This is a genomic window from Ancylobacter oerskovii, assembly GCF_018390555.1.
GTDB classification, from domain to species: domain Bacteria; phylum Pseudomonadota; class Alphaproteobacteria; order Rhizobiales; family Xanthobacteraceae; genus Ancylobacter; species Ancylobacter oerskovii.
The window spans coordinates 103149-122169 of sequence record NZ_JAHBGB010000031.1 but is presented as its reverse complement, the minus strand read 5'-3'; the positions used below and the strand labels follow the sequence as shown (position 1 = coordinate 122169).

At 67.9% G+C, this 19021-nt stretch carries 16 protein-coding genes; 9 read left to right on the top strand and 7 right to left on the bottom strand.

Features of this window, described 5'->3' with window-relative positions:
- Positions 1–29: 29 nt before the first annotated feature.
- The 6 genes from KHC19_RS13835 to KHC19_RS13810 all read right to left on the bottom strand — a co-directional run bounded on the left by KHC19_RS13835 (position 30) and on the right by KHC19_RS13810 (position 6326).
- On the bottom strand, positions 30–1349 hold the full coding sequence (locus KHC19_RS13835) for an epoxide hydrolase family protein (protein ID WP_213352960.1): 1320 nt from the start codon (positions 1347–1349) through the stop codon (positions 30–32).
- Between the two features lie 507 nt (positions 1350–1856).
- A complete protein-coding gene (locus KHC19_RS13830; protein ID WP_213352959.1) occupies positions 1857–2231 on the bottom strand; it encodes a DoxX family protein in 375 nt (124 codons plus the stop codon).
- A gap of 180 nt (positions 2232–2411) precedes the next feature.
- Positions 2412–3245, bottom strand: coding sequence for an ABC transporter ATP-binding protein (locus tag KHC19_RS13825; protein ID WP_213352958.1), 834 nt, complete (start codon positions 3243–3245; stop codon positions 2412–2414).
- Complete coding sequence (locus KHC19_RS13820; RefSeq protein WP_213353073.1) at positions 3242–4276, bottom strand: FecCD family ABC transporter permease; 1035 nt, start codon at positions 4274–4276, stop codon at positions 3242–3244. Before KHC19_RS13820 ends, KHC19_RS13825 begins: the two co-directional genes overlap by 4 nt.
- A 2-nt stretch (positions 4277–4278) precedes the next feature.
- Positions 4279–5331 (bottom strand): FecCD family ABC transporter permease, encoded by a 1053-nt coding sequence (locus KHC19_RS13815; RefSeq protein ID WP_213352957.1) that lies wholly within the window; start codon positions 5329–5331, stop codon positions 4279–4281.
- A complete protein-coding gene (locus KHC19_RS13810; protein ID WP_213352956.1) occupies positions 5328–6326 on the bottom strand; it encodes an iron-siderophore ABC transporter substrate-binding protein in 999 nt (332 codons plus the stop codon). Before KHC19_RS13810 ends, KHC19_RS13815 begins: the two co-directional genes overlap by 4 nt.
- A gap of 302 nt (positions 6327–6628) precedes the next feature.
- Between KHC19_RS13810 and KHC19_RS13805 the strand changes: the two genes are divergently transcribed.
- Positions 6629–8770 (top strand): TonB-dependent siderophore receptor, encoded by a 2142-nt coding sequence (locus tag KHC19_RS13805; protein ID WP_213352955.1) that lies wholly within the window; start codon positions 6629–6631, stop codon positions 8768–8770.
- A gap of 54 nt (positions 8771–8824) precedes the next feature.
- Here KHC19_RS13805 and KHC19_RS13800 read toward each other — a convergent pair whose 3' ends face one another.
- Entirely contained in the window at positions 8825–9730 is a 906-nt protein-coding gene (locus KHC19_RS13800; RefSeq protein ID WP_213352954.1) for a helix-turn-helix domain-containing protein, read from the bottom strand.
- Positions 9731–10116: 386 nt separating this feature from the next.
- Here KHC19_RS13800 and KHC19_RS13795 point away from each other — a divergent pair, with 386 nt between their 5' ends.
- The 8 genes from KHC19_RS13795 (at position 10117) to KHC19_RS13760 (ending at position 18974) form a co-directional block, all read left to right on the top strand.
- A complete protein-coding gene (locus KHC19_RS13795) occupies positions 10117–10866 on the top strand; it encodes an HAD family hydrolase (protein ID WP_213352953.1) in 750 nt (249 codons plus the stop codon).
- Positions 10863–11822 (top strand): sugar-binding transcriptional regulator, encoded by a 960-nt coding sequence (locus tag KHC19_RS13790; RefSeq protein WP_213352952.1) that lies wholly within the window; start codon positions 10863–10865, stop codon positions 11820–11822. Before KHC19_RS13795 ends, KHC19_RS13790 begins: the two co-directional genes overlap by 4 nt.
- A 377-nt stretch (positions 11823–12199) precedes the next feature.
- Entirely contained in the window at positions 12200–13519 is a 1320-nt protein-coding gene (locus KHC19_RS13785; protein ID WP_213352951.1) for an ABC transporter substrate-binding protein, read from the top strand.
- Positions 13520–13679: 160 nt separating this feature from the next.
- Positions 13680–14552, top strand: coding sequence for a carbohydrate ABC transporter permease (locus KHC19_RS13780; RefSeq protein ID WP_213352950.1), 873 nt, complete (start codon positions 13680–13682; stop codon positions 14550–14552).
- Position 14553: 1 nt separating this feature from the next.
- Positions 14554–15384, top strand: a complete 831-nt coding sequence (locus tag KHC19_RS13775) for a carbohydrate ABC transporter permease (protein WP_213352949.1) — start codon at positions 14554–14556, stop codon at positions 15382–15384.
- Between the two features lie 9 nt (positions 15385–15393).
- Positions 15394–16395, top strand: coding sequence for an ABC transporter ATP-binding protein (locus KHC19_RS13770; protein WP_213352948.1), 1002 nt, complete (start codon positions 15394–15396; stop codon positions 16393–16395).
- Positions 16396–16495: 100 nt separating this feature from the next.
- Positions 16496–17932 (top strand): mannitol dehydrogenase family protein, encoded by a 1437-nt coding sequence (locus KHC19_RS13765; protein ID WP_378296021.1) that lies wholly within the window; start codon positions 16496–16498, stop codon positions 17930–17932.
- An 85-nt stretch (positions 17933–18017) separates the two neighbouring features.
- Positions 18018–18974: a carbohydrate kinase family protein gene (locus tag KHC19_RS13760; RefSeq protein WP_246548858.1), complete on the top strand. Its 957-nt coding sequence runs from the start codon at positions 18018–18020 to the stop codon at positions 18972–18974.
- The last annotated feature ends 47 nt before the right edge of the window (positions 18975–19021 follow it).

Here is a 19021-nt window from a genome sequence, read left to right as displayed (position 1 = left end):
GCGCGGCATCCACATATGCGGGCGCGGGGCTAGCGCAGCGGGCGGAAGGCGGCCCGCACTTCTTCCACGAACAGCTCCGGCTGCTCCCAGGCGGCGAAATGCCCGCCATTCGGCGCCTCGTTGAAATAGACGAGGTTGTGGTAGCAGCGTTCGGCCCAGCTTTTCGGCGCCTTGTAGATCTCGCCGGGGAAGACCGTGACGGCCACCGGCAGGTCGGGAATATCGACGGCGTTGAAATTATTGGAGTGGTCTTCCCAATAGATCCGGGCCGCCGAGGCGCCGGTTCGCGTGAGCCAGTAGAGCGAGATGTCGTCCAGCATCTCGTCCTTGGTCAGCACGCGCTCGGGTTCGCCGCCGCTATAGGTCCAGGTCTGGAACTTCTCGTAGATCCACGCGGCGAGGCCAACCGGCGAATCCACCAGCGAATAGCCGATGGTCTGCGGCCGGGTCACCATCATGGTCGCGTAGCCGGAACTGTCGCGGTAGAAGCGGTCGAGCGCGGTGAAGGCTTCGCGTTCCGCCGGCGTGAGATCCGCCGGCGGCGGGCCTCCGGCGGTCAGGATCGTCGCGATCTCCGCCGGAACCGTGCCGGGCATGTTGACGTGGATGCCGATGAGCCCGGGCACCTTCTGCAGCGCCATCCGGTGCGAGATCACCGAACCGCAGTCCCCGCCCTGGGAGACGAAGCGGGGATAGCCCAGCCGGGCCATCAGCACTGCCCAGGCGCGGCCGATATGATCGGATCCCCATCCCGCCTTGTCCGGCTTGCCGGAAAAACCGAAGCCGGGAATCGACGGCACGACCAGATGGAACGCGTCCGCGGCCTTGCCGCCATGGCGCGTCGGGTTGGTCAGGGGATCCATCACCTTCATGAATTCGAGGATCGAGCCCGGCCAGCCATGCGTCATGATCATCGGCATGGCGTCGTCATGCGGCGAGCGGATGTGGATGAAGTGAATGTCGAGCCCGTCGATCCGGGTGGTGTACATCGGCAGGGCGTTCAGCCGCGCCTCGATCTTGCGCCAGTCATAGGAGCTTTCCCAATAGCGCATCAGCGGCCGCAGCTTGGCTTCCTGCACGCCCTGCGAGGCGTCCGGGACGGTCTCCGGCTCCGGCCAGCGCGTCGCGCCCAGCCGCTGCCTGAGTTCGGCGAGGTCCTGCTCGGGAATGGCGATCCTGAAGGGGTGCACGCCTTCGGGAAGCGCTTCATCCGGGACGGCGGCGCCTGGAGCCGGGCCGCCCGACGCCGCCTGCGCCTGGGCGATGCCGGTCACGGTGCCGAGAGCTGCCAGCAGGGCGGCCGATTTCAGGAGGTCGCGCCGGGTCGCGGTCGGGTCGGTCGGAAGCATGGGTGTCTCCATACAAGGGCGCAGCCGATCTGCGCATCGGTGATCGTCGGCGACGGGAGGTGCGCCAGGGGCGCCGACCGCCGGCGCCGGGCGAGGGCGGCGGCCGGCGGTCGGCCGCGGTTCGGCGCGATGTCCGTGAAGCCTTTCCCGTTTGGCCGTCGGGTGCCTAGTTGCGGGGCGTCCTGTGTCCGGGCTGTGTGGCACCCCGCCGGATTTGCAAGCGGGTGTAGGTGCCGCGATGGAGCGACACAGTGCGATACAACGCGCCGGCTGCCTGTTTGGAACGCACGTCGGCGCCCGCCGGCAGGGGCGAGTCGCTCGTGCGAGCCACTCGTGCGAGCCGTTCGCGCATGGCCGCAAGAGCTTCGCCTTTCGCGGCGGCGGATGTCGGGCGAGCGACGGCGCCAGACCGTTTTCGAGCGAAGCGGGATCCGGTTCGCGTGAAGAAAACGCGTCCGAACAGGAAGCTGGAGCTTTCCCGGTGAACCGGAGTTCACCGGAAAGGCTCTAGGTGCCGCGGCGCAGGACGAGGTCCCGGAGGCGAGGCTCCCTGAAATAGAGCCCTGCCCAGGTGGCGATCCCCAGTGCCAGGGAGATCAGTTGCGGCGGAGACAGTTCCTCGCCGGCGCGAAGGTGAAGGCAGATCGCCCCGCCCAGGAAGCCGGTCACCAGTATCGCCCCGACAAAGGAGGTCGCCGGCAGGGCATAGAGCACGGCGCAGGCAAGCATGATCGCCCCGAGAACGGGCGCCAGATTCGCGGGAAACTGCACGGCGGCCATTTCCTGCCGGATCAGGTGCGGCGCGAGCAGGTTCACCCCGGCATCCAGAACGAGAATGGCGATGACGGCGGCCGAGATGAGGCGTCCTGTTATCGGCAGCATGTGCGGGTGCCTTTCGGCTGTTCAGCCTGTTGTCTGTCGGTTCGTGTCGTTCATCCGTCGGCTTGTGATGTGCTGTCCGCCCGATGACGCCGGTGTTTCGCCGCTTGTCGGTTCGCCTACATTTGGAAGCTGGAGCTGGCCCGCATCATCCGCCCGCGCGCGCCGCGCGGGCAGGGGCCGCTAGTCCGGGTGGCCGCTCCGGGCGGGCCTGCTGTCGGTCGCCATGCGGTGCCGGCCGATCGGAAGCATGATCGGGCGTCCCGAAGTCGGGTCGATGATGATGCGGCTTTCCAGGCCGAAGACGTGCCGGACGTTGTGCTCGGTCAGCACCTCTTCCGGCCGGCCGCAGGCATAGAGGCGTCCCCCCGCCATGGCGACGAGCTCGTCGGCATAGCGCGCCGCGAGATTGAGGTCGTGCAGCACCATGACGATGGTGGTTCCGCGCGTCTGGTTGAGGTCGGTCAGCAGGTCCAGCACCTCGATCTGGTGGCTGATGTCGAGGAAGGTCGTCGGCTCGTCCAGCAGCAGGACCTCAGTCTGCTGCGCCAGGGCCATGGCGATCCAGGCGCGCTGGCGCTGCCCGCCGGACAGCTCGTCCATCGGCCGTTCGGCGAGCTCGATGGTCCGGGTGGCGGCGAGCGCGGCGGCCACGGCCTCGTCGTCCCCGCGGGTCCAGCGCGCGAACGCGCCCTGGTGGGGATGCCTGCCGCGGCTGACGAGATCGGCGACGGTGATGCCTTCCGGCGCGATCGGCGATTGCGGCAGCAGCCCCAATGTCCGGGCGAGCTCGCGGGACGGGATGTGGTGGATCGACTTGCCGTCGAGCAGCACCTGTCCGCGCCGCGGCGCGATGAGGCGCGACATCGCCCGCAGCAGCGTGGACTTGCCGCAGGCATTGGCGCCGACGATCACCGTGATCCTGCCGGGGAGCACCGCGAGGTCGAGCCCGTCCAGTATGACGGCGTCGCCATAGCCGGCGGAAAGCCCGCTGGTGGTGAGCGCATGAAGGGTCATGGCGAGCCTCCGCTCCGGTTGATGCGCACGATCAGGAAGATCAGGTAGGGGGCTCCCAGGGCGCCGGTGACCACGCCGACGGGGTAGCGGCTCGGCAGCAGGAACTGGCCGCAATAATCGCCCGCCAGCACCAGTATCGCCCCGGTCAGCGCCGCCGGCACCAGTAGCGATCCGTTGCTGCCGGGGAGGCGGGCGGCGATCGGCCCGGACAGGAAGGCGACGAAGGCGATGGGGCCGGCCATGGCGGTCGCGAAGGCGATCATGCCCACCGCCGCGACGATGACGACGATGCGGGTCCGGGCGATCCTCACGCCCAGCGCGGCGGCGGTGTCCTCTCCCAGCCTCAGCGCCTCGAGGTCGCGCGTGCGGCTCAGCAGCAGGCCGCCGAACCCCGCGAGCGCCACCAGCAGCGGGAGCATCTGGTCGAGTTGCGCGCCGTTGACGCTGCCGGTCAGCCAGCGCAGGGCCTCCTGCAGCGTCCAGGCGGGGGCGCCCGACAGCACGTAGAGGATGAAGCTCTCCAGCATGGCGGAGACGCCGATGCCGACGAGGATGAGCCGTGTCCCGGCGACGCCGTTGCGGGACGACAGCGCATAGACCAGCAGCGCCACGCCGAGGCCGGCGGCCACCGCGAACACCGACACCGCCGGCCCGTCCAGCGACAGCACGACGATGGCAAAGACGGCCGCGGCGCTCGCCCCGGAGCTGATGCCGATGATGTCCGGGCTGGCGAGCGGGTTGCGCAGCATGATCTGGAAGGCCGCGCCGCCGAGCCCGAAGCTCAGCCCGGCGAGGACCGACAGCACCGCCCGCGGCAGCCGCAGCTGCCCCACGGTGAAGCCGGCGCCCGGCACGTCCTCGCCGAGCAGCACCCGGATGACGTCGCCCGGCGACGTGTAGGATTGCCCCAGTACCAGCGTCAGGGCGAACAGCGCCGCGACGATGGACAGGAGCAGGGCGATCACCAGCCGGCGCCGGCTCAGGCGCCGCCGGCGGTTGCCGATGAGGGCGTCGAGGGCGGGGGCGGGCAGCGTCACAGCTCGCGCACCCGCTGGCGCCGGACGATCCAGATGAAGAACGGCGCGCCGACGAAGGCGGTGACGATGCCGACGTCGAGTTCGGCCGGGCGGGCGACGATGCGCCCGGCGATGTCGGCGGCCAGCAGCAGGCCGGCGCCGCCCAGCGCGGAGAACGGCAGCAGCCAGCGATGATCGACCCCGGTCAGCAGGCGGCACAGATGCGGCACCACAAGCCCCACGAAGCCGATCGGCCCGCAGATCGCCGTGGTGGCGCCGCACAGCAGGATCGCGCCGAGTGCGGCGACGGCGCGGGCGGCGGCGACCCGTTCGCCCAGCCCGGCGGCCAGCTCGTCGCCGAGGGCCAGCGCGTTCAGCTTCCGCGCCGACAGCAGGCTGATGGCGAAGCCGGCGAGGAGGAAGGGCAGCACGGGGGACAGGCGCTCGAAGCTGGCCCCGCCCACGCCGCCGATCTGCCAGGAACGGATGCCGCCGGCTATGTCGCTGCGGGGCAGCACCACGGCGATCACCATCGAGGAGAAGGCGACCGACGTCGCGGCGCCGGCCAGCGCCAGCTTGAGCGGCGTCGCCCCGCCGCGGCCGAGCGAGCCGATGGCGTAGACGAAGGTCGCGGCACACCCCGCGCCGAGGATGGCCGTCCAGATATAGGCCTGGGCCGAGGTGACGTGGAACCAGGCCACCCCGACGACGACGGCGAGCGAGGCCCCCATATTGACGCCGAGAATGCCGGGATCGGCGAGCGGATTGCGCGTCACTCCCTGCATGACCGCTCCGGCGAGCCCGAGCGCCGCCCCGGCGAGCAGCGCGAGCAGCGTGCGCGGAATCCGCGCGGCTACCGCCGCCTGGCCGATGGTGTCGACCTGGCCGGTCAGCGCCGCGATCATATCGGCCAGGGCCACCTCGCGCGTGCCGATCGCCACGGAAAGGGCGCACAGCGCGGCGAGGGCGGCGGCCAGCGCCGCGAGCCAGAAGGGCCGGAGGCGGTTCGGGCGTCCGGGAAGGGGTGCCGGATCCGGCGCCGCGGCGCGAGGGGCCTGTGCGGCGCTCATCGCGGCTTCTTGGCGGCTTCGGCGAGCAGGGCCACGTAGTCCTTCAGCACCCAGGGGATCGACAGCGGCGTGGGGTTGGCGGCGGTGCCGAGCGGATCGCGCCCCAGCATGACCACCGCGCCGCGGACGACGGCCGGCATGTGCGAGGTGAGCGGATTGGCCTTCAGCGCGTCGAGCAGCTTCTGGTCGCCATAGGTCACGACGAGGTCGACATCGTCGAAGGCATCGATGCGTTCGGCGCTGACCGCGCCGGAGAAGCGGCCCTTCGTCGAGGCGGCGATCACGCTTTTTGGCGAGGCCAGGCCGAGGTCCCCGAAGAATTTCACCCGCGTGTCGTTGGAGGAGTAGAAGTTGATGATGCTCAGATCGCTCGCGTCGAGATGGGTGATGAACATGGCCGATTTGCCCCGCAGGTCGGGAAATCCGGCGACCGTCCGGGCGATCTCCGCCTCGATCTCGGCGATCAGCGCGTCGCCCTCGGCGCGCATGCCGAGCCCGGCGCTGTTGAGGCGGATCATCTCTCGCCAGTCGGTCGACCAGGGCGCTTCCGGGTAGGCGACGACCGGGGCGATCCGGCTCAGCGTCTCGTAGTCGGATCGGCTGAGGCCGGAATAGGCGGCGAGGATCACGTCGGGTCGGGTGGCGGCGACCGCTTCGAAATCGATGCCGTCGCCCTCGTCGAAAAGCACCGGCTTGGCGGCGTGGAGCTTTGCCAGCCTCTCCGCCACCCAGGGCAGCACGCCGTCGCCGTCGTCGTCGCCGAAATTGGCGGCGGCGAAGCCGACCGGCACGATTCCCAGCGCCAGCGGCACCTCATGGTTGGCCCAGGCGACCGTCGCCACCCGCTCGGGCTTCCTGGCGATAGTCGTCGTGCCCAGGGCATGCTTGATGACAACAGGATAAGCGGTGTCTTTCCCGGCCCATGCGCAGCCAAATGCAATGATCGACAGGAAGGCTGCGATCAAAGATTTAGAAAAATGAAAAACTCGCAGCATCGGTTGCTTCTCCGCCACGTCTATGGCGAGCTTTCAGTTTCAGGTTCGCTCTCCATCGTCAAGCCTTCGGGCGATGTCCCTGTAAAAGACATGAGATGATCGATGGATTTCTACAAAACCACGGAAATATACAATACCGGCCGGGCGTCTCCACGTTAGGAGCGATGCAGGAGGTGTCGGGATGCCCGCCACTTCCCGTGTCGTGTCCTTCCCGCCGGGGAGGGCGCGTCTCGCGATCGGCCGTCCGCCAGCCGGTGCTGCCCGTCGACCACAAGAGCCACGCAACTTTCTGGAACGCGACTATGCATGGAAGAACAGCCGGCGGCAGGAGTGGACGGGTTCGGCGCCGTTATCTGAAGGCGGCGCTGCTGGGAGGCACCGCGCTGGTGGTGCTGGCGCCGGGCGGCCTGTCGGCGCAGGAGGCGGCCCGCGCCGCCGATGGCACGGAAAGCACCATCGTGCTCGATACCGTGACGATCGCCGGCGACAAGGCCGATAACGATGCCCGGTCGATCGTGGCGACGCAGACCACCGCCGGCAGCAAGATGGCGACGGACATACTGGATACGCCAGCCTCGATATCGGTGATCACGGCGCGGGAAATCCAGCAGCGCGACGCGCAGAGCATCGAGCAGGTGCTGCAATACACCGCCGGCGTGACCACGGATTTCTACGGATCCGACGACCGCTTCGACTATTTCAAGATCCGCGGCTTCGACGCCTACATGTATCGCGACGGGCTGCCGCTCTACCGGCCGTTCGGCGGCGTGCGGGAAGACCCCTATGCCTATGAGCGGGTGGAGGTGCTGAAGGGCGCCAATTCCACCGTGTTCGGGCCGTCCGATCCCGGCGGGGCGGTCAACCTCGTCTCCAAGCGTCCCCGGAGCGAGCGCTTCGGCGAGGCCTATGTCACCGGCGGCTCGTTCGACCACAAGGAAGCCGGGCTGGATTTCGGCGACAACATCACCGGCGACGACACCCTGTCCTACCGCATCACCGCCAAGATCAAGGATTCCGAGAAGGAATACGACTTCTCGCAGGATGACGAGAACCTGATCATGGGAGGGCTGACCTGGCGGCCCACCGACATGACGACCCTGACCGTCATCTTCGATCATCTGGATATCGACGGCACGCCCGGCAGCGGCGGCCAGCCGCTGGGCACGGATTTCGCCCGCAGCCGCTTCTTCGGCGAGCCGGACTACAATTATCTGAACACGAACCGCAACACGATCACCGCCCTGTTCGCGCATGATTTCGGCAGCGGGCTGAGCTTCAACACCAATGCCCGCTTCAGCAAGACGACGGGCGGCTTCGGCTATGCCTATATCTTCGATCTGGCGCCGCCGGAAAATACCGTCTCCAACCGCTATTTCTTCGCCAACGAGAATGCGAACGACAATTTCGTCATCGATTCCTATCTGAAATACGAGGTCGATTTCGAGAATGTCGAAAGCCGCTCGCTGGTCGGCGTGGAATACAACCGTTCCAACCAGCGGAACGATTCCTGGTACGATCTGGCGCCGAGCATCGACTGGTCGAACCCGGTCTATTCGGGCGCGCCGGAATCGCTGTACCTCTACAGCAGCACCCAGACCGACCAGCAGGTGAGCTCCATCTATGGCCAGCAGGGGCTGACATTCTTCGACAAGCTGATCCTCTCGGTCGGACTGCGGAACGACTGGATCGACGTGACCCAGAACAATCTTCTGTCCGATACCGTCGCCGAGGGCACGTTCAGCGAGTTCACCACCCGCGTCGGCCTCGCCTACCGGCTGACCGAGGACCTCACCGCTTTCGCCAATTATGCGGAATCCGCGGCCCCGACCTCGTCCACCGTGAGCATCGAGCCCGAGCGCGGCAAGCAGTACGAGGCCGGGGTGAAGTACCGCCCCGCCGATTTTCCCGGCCTGTTCACGGCCTCCGTCTACGACCTGACCAAGACCAACGTCACCGTCACCGATCCGGTCACCCAGCTGGAATCGACCATCGGCGAGGCGCGGGTCAGGGGTCTCGACCTGGAAGCGAAGGCGGAACTGCCGAACAACCTCAACCTGATCGCCGCCTATTCCTATCTCGATTCCCGCATCGTCGAGGACGGGATCGGCGGCAATGTCGGCAATCGCCTGGCGTTCGTCCCCGAGCATGTCGCCTCGCTGTGGCTGGACTACAAACTGCCGGCGCACGGCAAGCGCGGCGACATGACGTTCGGCTTCGGGGCGCGCTATTCCGGGCCCTATTATTTCGACGACGCCAACACCATGGAAGCGGGCGGCTATACCGTGTTCGATGCCGCCTTCACCTATGAGATCGTCGAGAAGACGACGTTTCAGCTGAACGTCACCAACCTGTTCGACAAGAAATATGTCGCTTACGGCGGCTACGGCGCCAACTGGTACAATCCCGGCCGCGAAATCCTGGTCAGCCTGCGCCGTACCTGGTGACGGTCGAGGGGCACAGGCCCCGCCAAACCGGGCGGGGCGGCGCGTGCCGGCCCTCTATAGCCGGGCCGGCTGCTGCAGGCGCCGCCAGGCCGCGGGCGTTTCCCCGACGATCCGGCGGAAGGCCTTCGTCAGGTGCGCCTGGTCGGAAAAGCCGAGCTGGGCGGCGATCCCCGCGAGGGGGATCTCGTCCTCCAGCAGCAACCGCTTGGCGAGGTCGATGCGCTTGCCGAGCTGCCACTGCAGCGGCGTCTGGCCCACGGTCTGCTTGAAGACGTTGGCGAACCAGCTTTCCGACAGGCCGACCGTCTCCGCCATCTCGGCGACGGTCAGCCGGCCGTCGCGGCTGGCGTCGAGGCGCGAGGCCAGCCTGTCGATCTGCGACGGCGTGAGCCGGCTGGTGGTGGCAGCCGCCGTCCCGCCCGGCTCGGGAATCTCGAGCAGACCGGTGACGATGCTGCCGACCAGGCTCTCCGCGAAGACCGCGTGCCGGGAGGGGGTCGCCACCTCCTCGACGAGCAGCCCGGCCAGCGTCTCGATGGCGCCGGCATCCTGGATCTCGACCGGCCGGCGCAGGGCGGTCAGCGCCGCCGATGTCCCCACCGACGGCGACAGGAAGCGCAGCAGCCGGTCCTTGTGCACATGCAGGTCCAGATGGGAGAAGCGGTGCGTGGCGGTGATGCTGGTCCACATGGGCACGCCGGCGGGCACGTACATGGCCCGCGTCATTGGGCGATAATGCTGCGTGAACGCCCCGTCGCGGTTCGACATGCGGATATAGGGCGAGATGTCGTCGAAGAAGATCATGAGGCGCGGATCGGGGGACAGATAATAGCCCCTGGCTCCCGCCTCGCTTTCGACATCCCAGAAGACGCTCATCAGGCCGTCGAGACCGCGCCACCTGACCGGCATGGTCGGCCGGATGCCTTCTGTGTAGCAGGTCATGGAATGCCGATAGCTCAATGCCCGAAACCGTCCGCGCTCGAGGGATAGGCTGCGTCTCCGACGCCTCCTTGCGGGAATGCGTCGCAGTCAACTTTTCATGACGTATCGGGCGGCGTCAATGCAGTTTGGCCGGCTCGTCTATATTTACATCATAATAATTATAATCAATGAGATGAACACAAGTATCCGTCATTGGGATGGGTCGGCGAATACGCGATCGTCTTGGGCTTAATACCATCGCGCCGGCATGGCTCGCGGCAGGCGGCTGGCGGCAGGCGGGTGCGCTCCGGCCATCGCTCCGATAGCCGCCGGAGAGCGAGGCGCGCGGGCGTCGGGGCCGCCCGCCACGCCAAAACGGCGGCCGTCACTGGACCTCGGGCCGGTTGGGGATTAGACCGCTCATCATGCGTCCCGGCCTCATCATTTTCGATTGCGACGGCGTGCTGATCGACAGCGAGGTGCTCAGCGCCCGTGCGCTCATCGACGAACTGGCCTGTCACGGCATCGCCGTCGACGTCGATTTCGTCGCGCGCCATTTCATCGGCCGCGCCTATCCGGTGATCCTCGCAGAGGTGCGCGAGCGCTTCGGCGTGGTGTTGCCGGCGAGCTTCGAGACGGATTACCGGGCGCGGCTGATCGCCGGCTTCGAGCGCGGGCTGTCGCCGATGCCGGGGGCCGTGGAGATGCTCGAACGGCTGGACGTTCCCTGCTGCGTCGCCACGTCGTCGAGCCCGCCGCGGCTCGCCGCCTCGCTGCGGATCTCCGGCCTCGAACAGTTCTTCGTCGGCCGCGCCTTCACCGCCAGCGAGGTGGCGCGAGGAAAGCCGGCGCCCGATCTCTTCCTTCATGCCGCCGCCCGCATGGGGGCCGATCCGGCGGCGTGCGTCGTGGTGGAGGACAGCGTCGCGGGATTGCAGGCCGGCGCGGCGGCCGGCATGGAGACCTGGCATTTCACCGGCGGCAGCCATTTCGGGCATATGAACATCGTCCTGCCGGACGCGCTGCGCCCGCAGGCGCGCTTCGCCGGCTTCGCCGAATTGCAGGCGGCACGGCCGGAGCTGTTCCGCTCACCCCCGCCTTTGGTCCAGTCCTTGCTCCAGATCTCGCCCCAACCCGTGCTTCAACCTCCCGCCGACCTGGCCGATCCCGCATGAACATCCCTGTCGAACTCGATCCCTCCATCGACGATCAGGCGGCCCGCGCCGCGTGGCTCTATTATGTCGGGGGGCTGACGCAGGACCAGATCGCCGCCGAGATGGGGGTGTCGCGCCAGCGCGCCCAGCGCCTGGTGAGCCGCGCGGTCGCCGCCGGCCTGATCCATGTCCGGCTCAACCATCACCTGGCGAGTTGCCAGGAGCTGGAGACCGCGCTGCGCACACGCTTCCATCTGGTGCGCTGCCGGGTCATGCCCGGCCTCGGGCCGGACCGCGATCCCGTGCGGGCCATCGCCCCGGCGGCGGCGGCGGAGCTGGAGCGGGTGCTGCGCGAGCCGGAGGCGCTGGTCATCGCGCTCGGCACCGGGCGGGCGATGCGCGGCATGGTGGAGGCCGTCGGCTCGATCGAAGCTCCCCAGCATTGCCTGGTCTCGCTGATCGGCAACATCGCGCCGGACGGTTCCGCCTCCTATTTCGACGTGATCATGCGGCTGGCGGAAAAGGTCCACGCGCCGCATTACCCGATGCCGGTGCCGGTGATCAGCGATACAGCCGAGGAGAACGCCACCTTCCAGTCGCTGGGGCCCATCCGCAAGGTGCGCGAACTGGCGCGCGCGGCCAACGTGACCTTTGTCGGCGTCGGCCAGATGAGCGACGACGCGCCGCTTCTCACCGACGGCTTCCTGAAGCCGGCGGAGCTCAGGGAGGTTCAGGGGGCGGGGGCCGTCGGGGAGGTGGCCGGCCGCATCTTCGACGCCGAGGGGCGCTATCTCGACCTCGCCATCAACCGGCGCCTCGGCGGCATGCAGGCCCCGCCGACCCGTCCCGACCGTCCGGTGATCGGCATCGCCGCCGGCCCCTCGAAGATCCCGGCCATTGCCGCGGCCCTGCGCTCGGGCATTCTCAACGGCCTCGTCACCGACGAGGCGACAGCGCGCGGGGTGCTGGCGCTCTGAACGCGCCTCGAACCCGGCTGTTGCCGGGTTCGATCCTTCAAAGGCGCGCCCGGCTGTTGCCGGGTTCGATCCTTCAAGAACGCGCCCGGCTGTTGCCGGGTTCGATCCTTCAGGAGCGCGCCCGGCAATTTCCTCCCGGACGGTGCGGGCCTATGCGGCCGGGCGCCTCGCAAACGACCCATCACTGCGACGTGTAGACCGGTTGCGGCAACCGGCATCCGCAGCGCGCGTTGTTCATCGCGCGAAGGTGCCGCCGCGCCGGTGTCGCCCATGTGCCTCTCGCACCGCAGCATGGCGGGGGGATTGACGTCACGTCGTTCCAAATGAATATTTGCCCACAAGGCGATGAATTGCTCAATTCGCCAGGGAGGAAAGCCATGACCGTTACCGTCCGCGCCCTCATGAGCGCGTCGCTGCTGCTTGCCGTCACGGGCGCCGCCTCGGCGCAGACCACCATCACCGTCGCCACGGTCAACAATGGCGACATGATTCGCATGCAGCGCCTCACGCCGGACTTCAACGCCAAGCATCCCGACATCAAGGTCAACTGGGTGACGCTGGAAGAGAACGTGCTGCGCCAGCGCGTCACCACCGACATCGCCTCCAAGGGCGGCCAGTACGACGTGCTGACCATCGGCAATTACGAGGTGCCGATCTGGGCCAAGCAGAGCTGGCTGGTGCCGCTCGACAATCTCGGCGCCGACTACGACCAGGCCGATCTGCTGCCGCAGGTGGCGCAGGGCCTCACCCTCAACGGCAAGCTCTTCGCCGTGCCCTTCTATGCCGAGAGCTCGATGCTGATGTACCGCACCGATCTTCTGGAGAAGGCCGGGCTGAAGATGCCGGAAAACCCGGATTGGGACTTCATCGCCCAGGCGGCTGAGAAGATGACCGACAAGGGCGCCGGCGTGTACGGCATCTGCCTGCGCGGCAAGGCCGGTTGGGGCGAGAACATGGCGTTCCTCACCTCCATGAACAATTCCATGGGCGGCGCCTGGTTCGACATGCAGTGGAAGCCGCAATTCGACAAGCCGGAATGGAAGAAGACCCTCGACACCTATCTGAAGCTGATGTCGAGCTACGGCCCGCCCGGCTCGTCCTCCAACGGCTTCAACGAGAACCTCGCGCTGTTCCAGACCGGCAAATGCGGCATGTGGATCGACGCCACCGTGGCCGCCTCCTTCATCTCCGATCCAAAGGAATCCAAGGTCGCCGACAAGGTCGGCTTCGCGCCGGCGCCGACCCGCGCGGGCGGCTCCAACCACGGCAACTGGCTGTGGTCGTGGAACCTCGCCATCCCCGCCAGCACCACCAAGGCCGAGGCCGCCAAGACCTTCGTCGCCTGGGCGACGTCGCCGGCCTACACCAAGCTGGTGGCGGAGAAGGAGGGCATCGCCAATGTGCCGCCCGGCACGCGCTCCTCACTCTACAAGAACGAGGCGTATCTGAAGGCCGCGCCCTTCGCGCCGATGACGCTGAAGGCCATCGAGGCCGCCAACACCCAGAAGCCCTCCGAGCAGCAGGTGCCCTATACCGGCGGCCAGTTCGTGGCGATCCCGGAATTCCAGGCGATCGGCACCGCGGTCGGGCAGCAATTCTCCGCGGCACTGGCCGGCAAGGCGAGCGCCGAGCAGGCGCTCAGCGCCTCGCAGGCGCTGACCTCCCGCGAGATGACCCGCGCCGGCTATCCGAAGTAGCGCCGCGCCGGCCTTGCCGGCAGGTCCCTGACGCGGCCCGGGGCGTGCGCTCCGGTCCGCGGGAGGACGCGGCGCCCGCCTGACGGCCGCCGTCCTCCTTCACTCCAGACGTGGTGTCGCGGCGCTGGTGCCGCGGCCTGCTCCAGCCGGGAACCGATCCATGGCGACGCAAGCCTCACGCACCGCAAGCCGGCTCATGCTCTCCCCGGCGGTCGTCCTCCTGTTCCTGTGGATGATCGTGCCGCTCGGCATGACCATCTATTTCTCGCTCCTGCGCTTCAACCTGCTGATGCCGGGAACGGAGGAGTTCACCGGCTTCGAGAACTACTTCTATTTCTTCACCGACCCGGCCTTCTGGCCGGCGCTGGTCAACACGCTGACCCTGGTGCTCGGCGTGCTGGTCATCACGGTGGTCGGCGGGGTGGCGCTGGCAGTGCTGCTCGACCAGCCGGTCTGGGGGCAGGGCATCGTCCGCATCCTGGTCATCGCCCCGTTCTTCGTCATGCCCAGCGTCTCGGCGCTGGTGTGGAAGAACATGCTGATGAACCCGGTGAACGGGCTGTTCGCCGCCATCGCCCGCGGCCTGGGCCTCGAGCCCATCGACTTCTTCGCCGAGGCACCGCTCGCCTCGATCATCGTGATCGTCGCCTGGCAATGGCTGCCCTTCGCGACGCTGATCCTGCTCACCGCGCTGCAGAGCCTCGACCGCGAGCAGATGGACGCCGCCGAGATGGACGGCGCCGGTCCGATCAGACGCTTCGTACACCTGACCGTACCGCACCTGACCCGCGCCATCACCGTCGTGGTACTGATCCAGACCATCTTCCTGCTGTCGGTGTTCGCCGAGATCCTGGTGACCACCAATGGCGGGCCCGGCACCGCGTCCACGACGCTGACCTTCCTCGTCTACATGCAGTCGATGCTGCAATTCGACGTCGGCCTCGGCTCCGCCGGCGGCATCGTCGCCGTCATCCTCGCCAACATCGTCGCGATCTTCCTGATGCGGATGATCGGCAAGAATCTGGAGGCGTGAGATGGCGCGTCATGTCTCGAACAGCCGTAAAGCCGTCGTCACCGCTCTGGCCTGGGGGATCGGGCTGCTGATCTTCTTCCCGATCCTCTGGACGATCCTGACCTCGTTCAAGACCGAGGGCGAGGCGATCAACTCGCACCCGTCCTTCCTGTTCTTCGATTGGACGCTGGAGAACTACCACACCGTCAACGAGCGCTCCGACTACCTCGGTCATTTCTGGAATTCGGTGGTCATCGCGGTGGGCTCGACGCTGGTCGGCCTCCTCATCGCCATCCCCGCCGCCTGGTCCATGGCCTTCGTGCCGGGCAAGCGGACCAAGGACCTGCTGATGTGGATGCTGTCCACCAAGATGATGCCGGCGGTCGGCGTGCTGGTGCCCATCTACCTGCTGGCCCGCGACACTGGCCTGCTCGACACCAAGCTCGGCCTCGTCATCGTGCTGACGCTGGTCAACCTGCCGATCATCGTCTGGATGCTCTACACCTATTTCAAGGAAATCCCCGGCGAAATCCTCGAGGCGGCGCGCATGGACGGCGCCTCGCTCGGCTCGGAGATCCTCTATGTGCTGACCCCGATGGCGGTGCCGGGCATCGCCTCGACGCTGCTGCTCAACGTCATCCTCGCCTGGAACGAGAGCTTCTGGACGCTGAACCTCACCGCCGCCAACTCGGCGCCGCTGACCGCCTTCATCGCCAGCTATTCGAGCCCCGAGGGGCTCTTTTACGCCAAGCTTTCCGCCGCCAGCACCATGGCCATCGCGCCGATCCTGATCCTCGGCTGGTTCAGCCAGAAGCAACTCGTGCGCGGCCTCACCTTCGGCGCCGTGAAATAGGAGATACCGATGGGCGAGATCGTCCTTTCCGACGTCAGGAAGTCATTCGGCGGCGTCTCCATCATTCAGGGGATCGACCTCACCATAAAGGACGGCGAATTCGTCGTGTTCGTCGGCCCGTCCGGTTGCGGCAAGTCCACCCTGCTGCGGCTGATCGCCGGGCTGGAGGACACCACGGACGGCATCATCGCCATCGACGGCCGCGATGCGACCAGGCTGCCGCCGGCCCGGCGCGGGCTCGCCATGGTGTTCCAGAGCTACGCGCTCTACCCGCATATGAGCGTGCGCAAGAACATCGCCTTCCCGCTGCGCATGGCCGGCATGCCCGCCGCCGAGCAGGACCGCAAGGTGGAGGCGGCGGCGAAGGTGCTGAACCTCACGCCCTATCTCGACCGTCGGCCGAGCCAGCTCTCCGGCGGCCAGCGCCAGCGCGTCGCCATCGGCCGGGCCATCGTGCGCGAGCCCTCGGCCTTCCTCTTCGACGAGCCGCTGTCGAACCTCGACGCGGCGCTGCGCGTCTCGATGCGGCAGGAGATCTCCGAGCTGCACCAGTCGCTCAAGACCACGATGATCTACGTCACCCATGATCAGGTGGAAGCCATGACCATGGCCGACAAGATCGTGGTGCTGAATGCCGGGCGCATCGAGCAGGTCGGCTCGCCGCTGGAGCTCTACAAGACGCCGGCCAATCTCTTCGTCGCCGGCTTCATCGGTTCGCCGAAGATGAACTTCATCGAGGGAGCCGAGGCGGCGAAGCACGGCGCGCATACGCTTGGCGTACGCCCCGAGCACATCGCGATCGCCGCCGACGGTCCCTGGAAGGGAGTGGTCGGCATTTCCGAGCATCTCGGTTCCGACACGTTCCTCAAGGTGCAGGTGGACGGCATGGGGCCGCTGACGGTGCGCGCCGGCGGCGAGGTCGAACTGCATTACGGCGACGCCGTGAGCCTGGCTGCCCAGCCCGGCAAGCTGCACCGTTTCGATGCCGCGGGACACACCCTTTCAGCCTGATCCTCCCGGGCTGCGGCCCGGGCTTCTCGCGACCGCGCGAGCCGGCTTCATTCGCCGCCCGGGCTTCGGCGGGGCGGCGGCAAACTGGATGATATCAGAGATGACGACGCCCGCCCTATCGCTTCCGGCCTATGACCGCTCGGCGCTGACGCCGGGCATCGTCCATATCGGGCTGGGCAATTTTCACCGCGCGCATCAGGCGGTCTATCTCGACGACCTGTTCGCGCTGGGGGAAGGGCACGACTGGGCGATCATCGGTGCCGGCGTGCGCCCGGCCGATGGCCGGATGCGCGAGGCGCTGATGGCGCAGGATTGCCTCTCCACCGTTGTCGAGCTCGATCCCGCGGGCAAGAGCGCCCGCCGCATCGGCGCGATGATCGACTTTCTTCCCGTCGAGCCGGGCAATGCGGCGCTGATCGCGGCGATGTCGAAGCCGGAGATCCGCATCGTCAGCCTGACGGTGACCGAAGGCGGCTATTTCATGGATTCCGTCGGTCGGCTCGATGCCGGTGCGGCGGAGATTCGGGCCGATGCGGCCAATCCCGGCGCGCCGGAGACCGCCTTCGGCGCCATCCTCGCGGCGCTGAAGGCGCGCCGTGATGCCGGCATCATCCCTTTCACCGTCATGTCCTGCGACAACCTCCCGGGCAATGGCGACGTCACCCGCGACGTGGTGGTCGGCCTGGCGCGGTTGTTCGATCCCGGGTTCGCCGACTGGGTGAACGCGAATGTTGCCTTTCCGAACGGCATGGTGGACCGCATCACGCCGGCGACCGGCGAGCGAGAGCGCGCCATGGCGGCGGCGTTCGGGCTGGACGACCCCGTGCCGGTGACGTGCGAGCCGTTCCGGCAATGGGTGCTGGAGGACCGTTTCCCCGCCGGCCGGCCGGCGCTGGAGAAGGTGGGCGTGATCTTCACCGAGCATGTCCATGCCTATGAGACGATGAAGATCCGCATCCTCAATGGCGGCCATGCCATCATCGCCTATCCCGGCGGGCTGATGGACATCGACCTCGTGCACGAGGCGATGGAGGAGCCGCTGATCACGGCCTTCCTCGACAAGGTGGAGCGCGAGGAGATCATCCCCATCGTGCCGCCGGTGCCCGATACCGATCTTCAGGCCTATTACGCCATCATCCGCGAGCGCTTCGCCAACCCGGAGGTGGCGGACACGGTGCGGCGGCTCTGCCTCGACGGCTCCAATCGCCAGCCGAAATTCATCGTGCCCTCGATCCGCGACAACCGCGCCGCCGGCCGGTTGCCGAAGGGGCTGATCCTCGCCTCGGCCCTATGGTGCCGCTATTGCGCCGGCGTGACCGACAGCGGGGCCGTGATTGCCCCGAACGACCCCAATTGGGACGAACTGACCGCGAGGGCGCAGGCGGCCAAGGCCGATCCGGCGGCGTGGCTCGCCATGCGGGACGTCTATGGCGATCTCGGGGAGGATGCCGAGGTCGCGGGGGCCTTCGCGGCGGCGCTCGAGGCCGTGTGGGCCAGGGGTGCGCGCGCGGTGCTGACCGAGTATATCGGCGGTTGACCCATGGCCTTTTCGATCCCGCGAGAGCGCCGGATCGATAGGAAAATGATGTCGCCGCAAGCTCTCCGCCTCAAGGACTGGATCGATGCCCGCTCCCGCCATCCCTTCGCCGGTGATCCTCTGCGCCGGCGAGGCCCTGATCGACATGGTGCCGCGCCAGACCCCGGAAGGGCAGGCCTTCCTGCCGCTACCCGGCGGCGCGGTGTTCAACACCGCCATCGCCTGCGCCCGGCTCGGGGCGCCGACGGCCTTCTGGTACGGATTGTCGACCGACCTGTTCGGGGAGCAGTTGCGGGCCGCGCTCGCCGCCGCCGGCGTCGATGCCCGGTTGTGCCAACCAGTGGACCGGCCCACGACGCTCGCCTTCGTCACCCTGGTCGAGGGACAGGCGCGCTACCTCTTCCTCGACGAGAATACCGCCGGCCGCCTGCTGGCCCCGGCGGACGTGCCGGAGCTGCCCGCGAGCCTCCGGGCGCTGTTCCTGGGCGGCATCAGCCTCGTCAACGAGCCGGTTGGCAGTGCCATGGAAGCGATCGCGGCAAAGGTTGCGGGCGACGGGCAGGGCCGGCTCATCATGCTGGATCCCAATGTGCGGCCGGGTTTCATCCGCGACGAGGCGGGCTACCGGGCCCGGATCGGCCGGCTCATGGCGCTCAGCCATGTGGTGAAACTGTCGGACGAGGACCTGTTCTGGCTGACCGGCCCGGGCGATCTCGCGGCGCGGGCGCAGGACGTGCGGGCGATGGGGCCGTCGCTGGTGCTGATCACCCGGGGCTCGCGGGGAGCGCGGGCCATCGGCGCGGGGCTCGACGTCGAGGTGCCGGCGCCGGTGGTGAGCGTCGCCGACACGGTGGGAGCCGGGGATACCTTCAATGCCGGGGTGTTGACGGCGCTCGCCGAGCAGGGGGCGCTCGATCCTCAGACCCTCTCCACTCTGCCGGCGGAGAGGCTGGCGGAGGTGCTTGCCTTCGCCACCCGGGCGGCGGCGATTTCCGTCACCCGGGTCGGCGCCAATCCGCCGTGGCGGCACGAGGTCGGCTGACGGCCGGGCGCTTCGGAAGAGGCCCCCGGCCGGTACGATGAGGTGTA

Coding starts and splice junctions, on each gene's coding strand:
- KHC19_RS13835 (WP_213352960.1), bottom strand. CDS start 1,349: ATGCTTCCGACCGACCCGACCGCGACCCGGCGCGACCTCCTGAAATCG.
- KHC19_RS13830 (WP_213352959.1), bottom strand. CDS start 2,231: ATGCTGCCGATAACAGGACGCCTCATCTCGGCCGCCGTCATCGCCATT.
- KHC19_RS13825 (WP_213352958.1), bottom strand. CDS start 3,245: ATGACCCTTCATGCGCTCACCACCAGCGGGCTTTCCGCCGGCTATGGC.
- KHC19_RS13815 (WP_213352957.1), bottom strand. CDS start 5,331: ATGAGCGCCGCACAGGCCCCTCGCGCCGCGGCGCCGGATCCGGCACCC.
- KHC19_RS13810 (WP_213352956.1), bottom strand. CDS start 6,326: ATGCTGCGAGTTTTTCATTTTTCTAAATCTTTGATCGCAGCCTTCCTG.
- KHC19_RS13805 (WP_213352955.1), top strand. CDS start 6,629: ATGCATGGAAGAACAGCCGGCGGCAGGAGTGGACGGGTTCGGCGCCGT.
- KHC19_RS13795 (WP_213352953.1), top strand. CDS start 10,117: ATGCGTCCCGGCCTCATCATTTTCGATTGCGACGGCGTGCTGATCGAC.
- KHC19_RS13790 (WP_213352952.1), top strand. CDS start 10,863: ATGAACATCCCTGTCGAACTCGATCCCTCCATCGACGATCAGGCGGCC.
- KHC19_RS13785 (WP_213352951.1), top strand. CDS start 12,200: ATGACCGTTACCGTCCGCGCCCTCATGAGCGCGTCGCTGCTGCTTGCC.
- KHC19_RS13780 (WP_213352950.1), top strand. CDS start 13,680: ATGGCGACGCAAGCCTCACGCACCGCAAGCCGGCTCATGCTCTCCCCG.
- KHC19_RS13775 (WP_213352949.1), top strand. CDS start 14,554: ATGGCGCGTCATGTCTCGAACAGCCGTAAAGCCGTCGTCACCGCTCTG.
- KHC19_RS13770 (WP_213352948.1), top strand. CDS start 15,394: ATGGGCGAGATCGTCCTTTCCGACGTCAGGAAGTCATTCGGCGGCGTC.
- KHC19_RS13765 (WP_378296021.1), top strand. CDS start 16,496: ATGACGACGCCCGCCCTATCGCTTCCGGCCTATGACCGCTCGGCGCTG.
- KHC19_RS13760 (WP_246548858.1), top strand. CDS start 18,018: ATGCCCGCTCCCGCCATCCCTTCGCCGGTGATCCTCTGCGCCGGCGAG.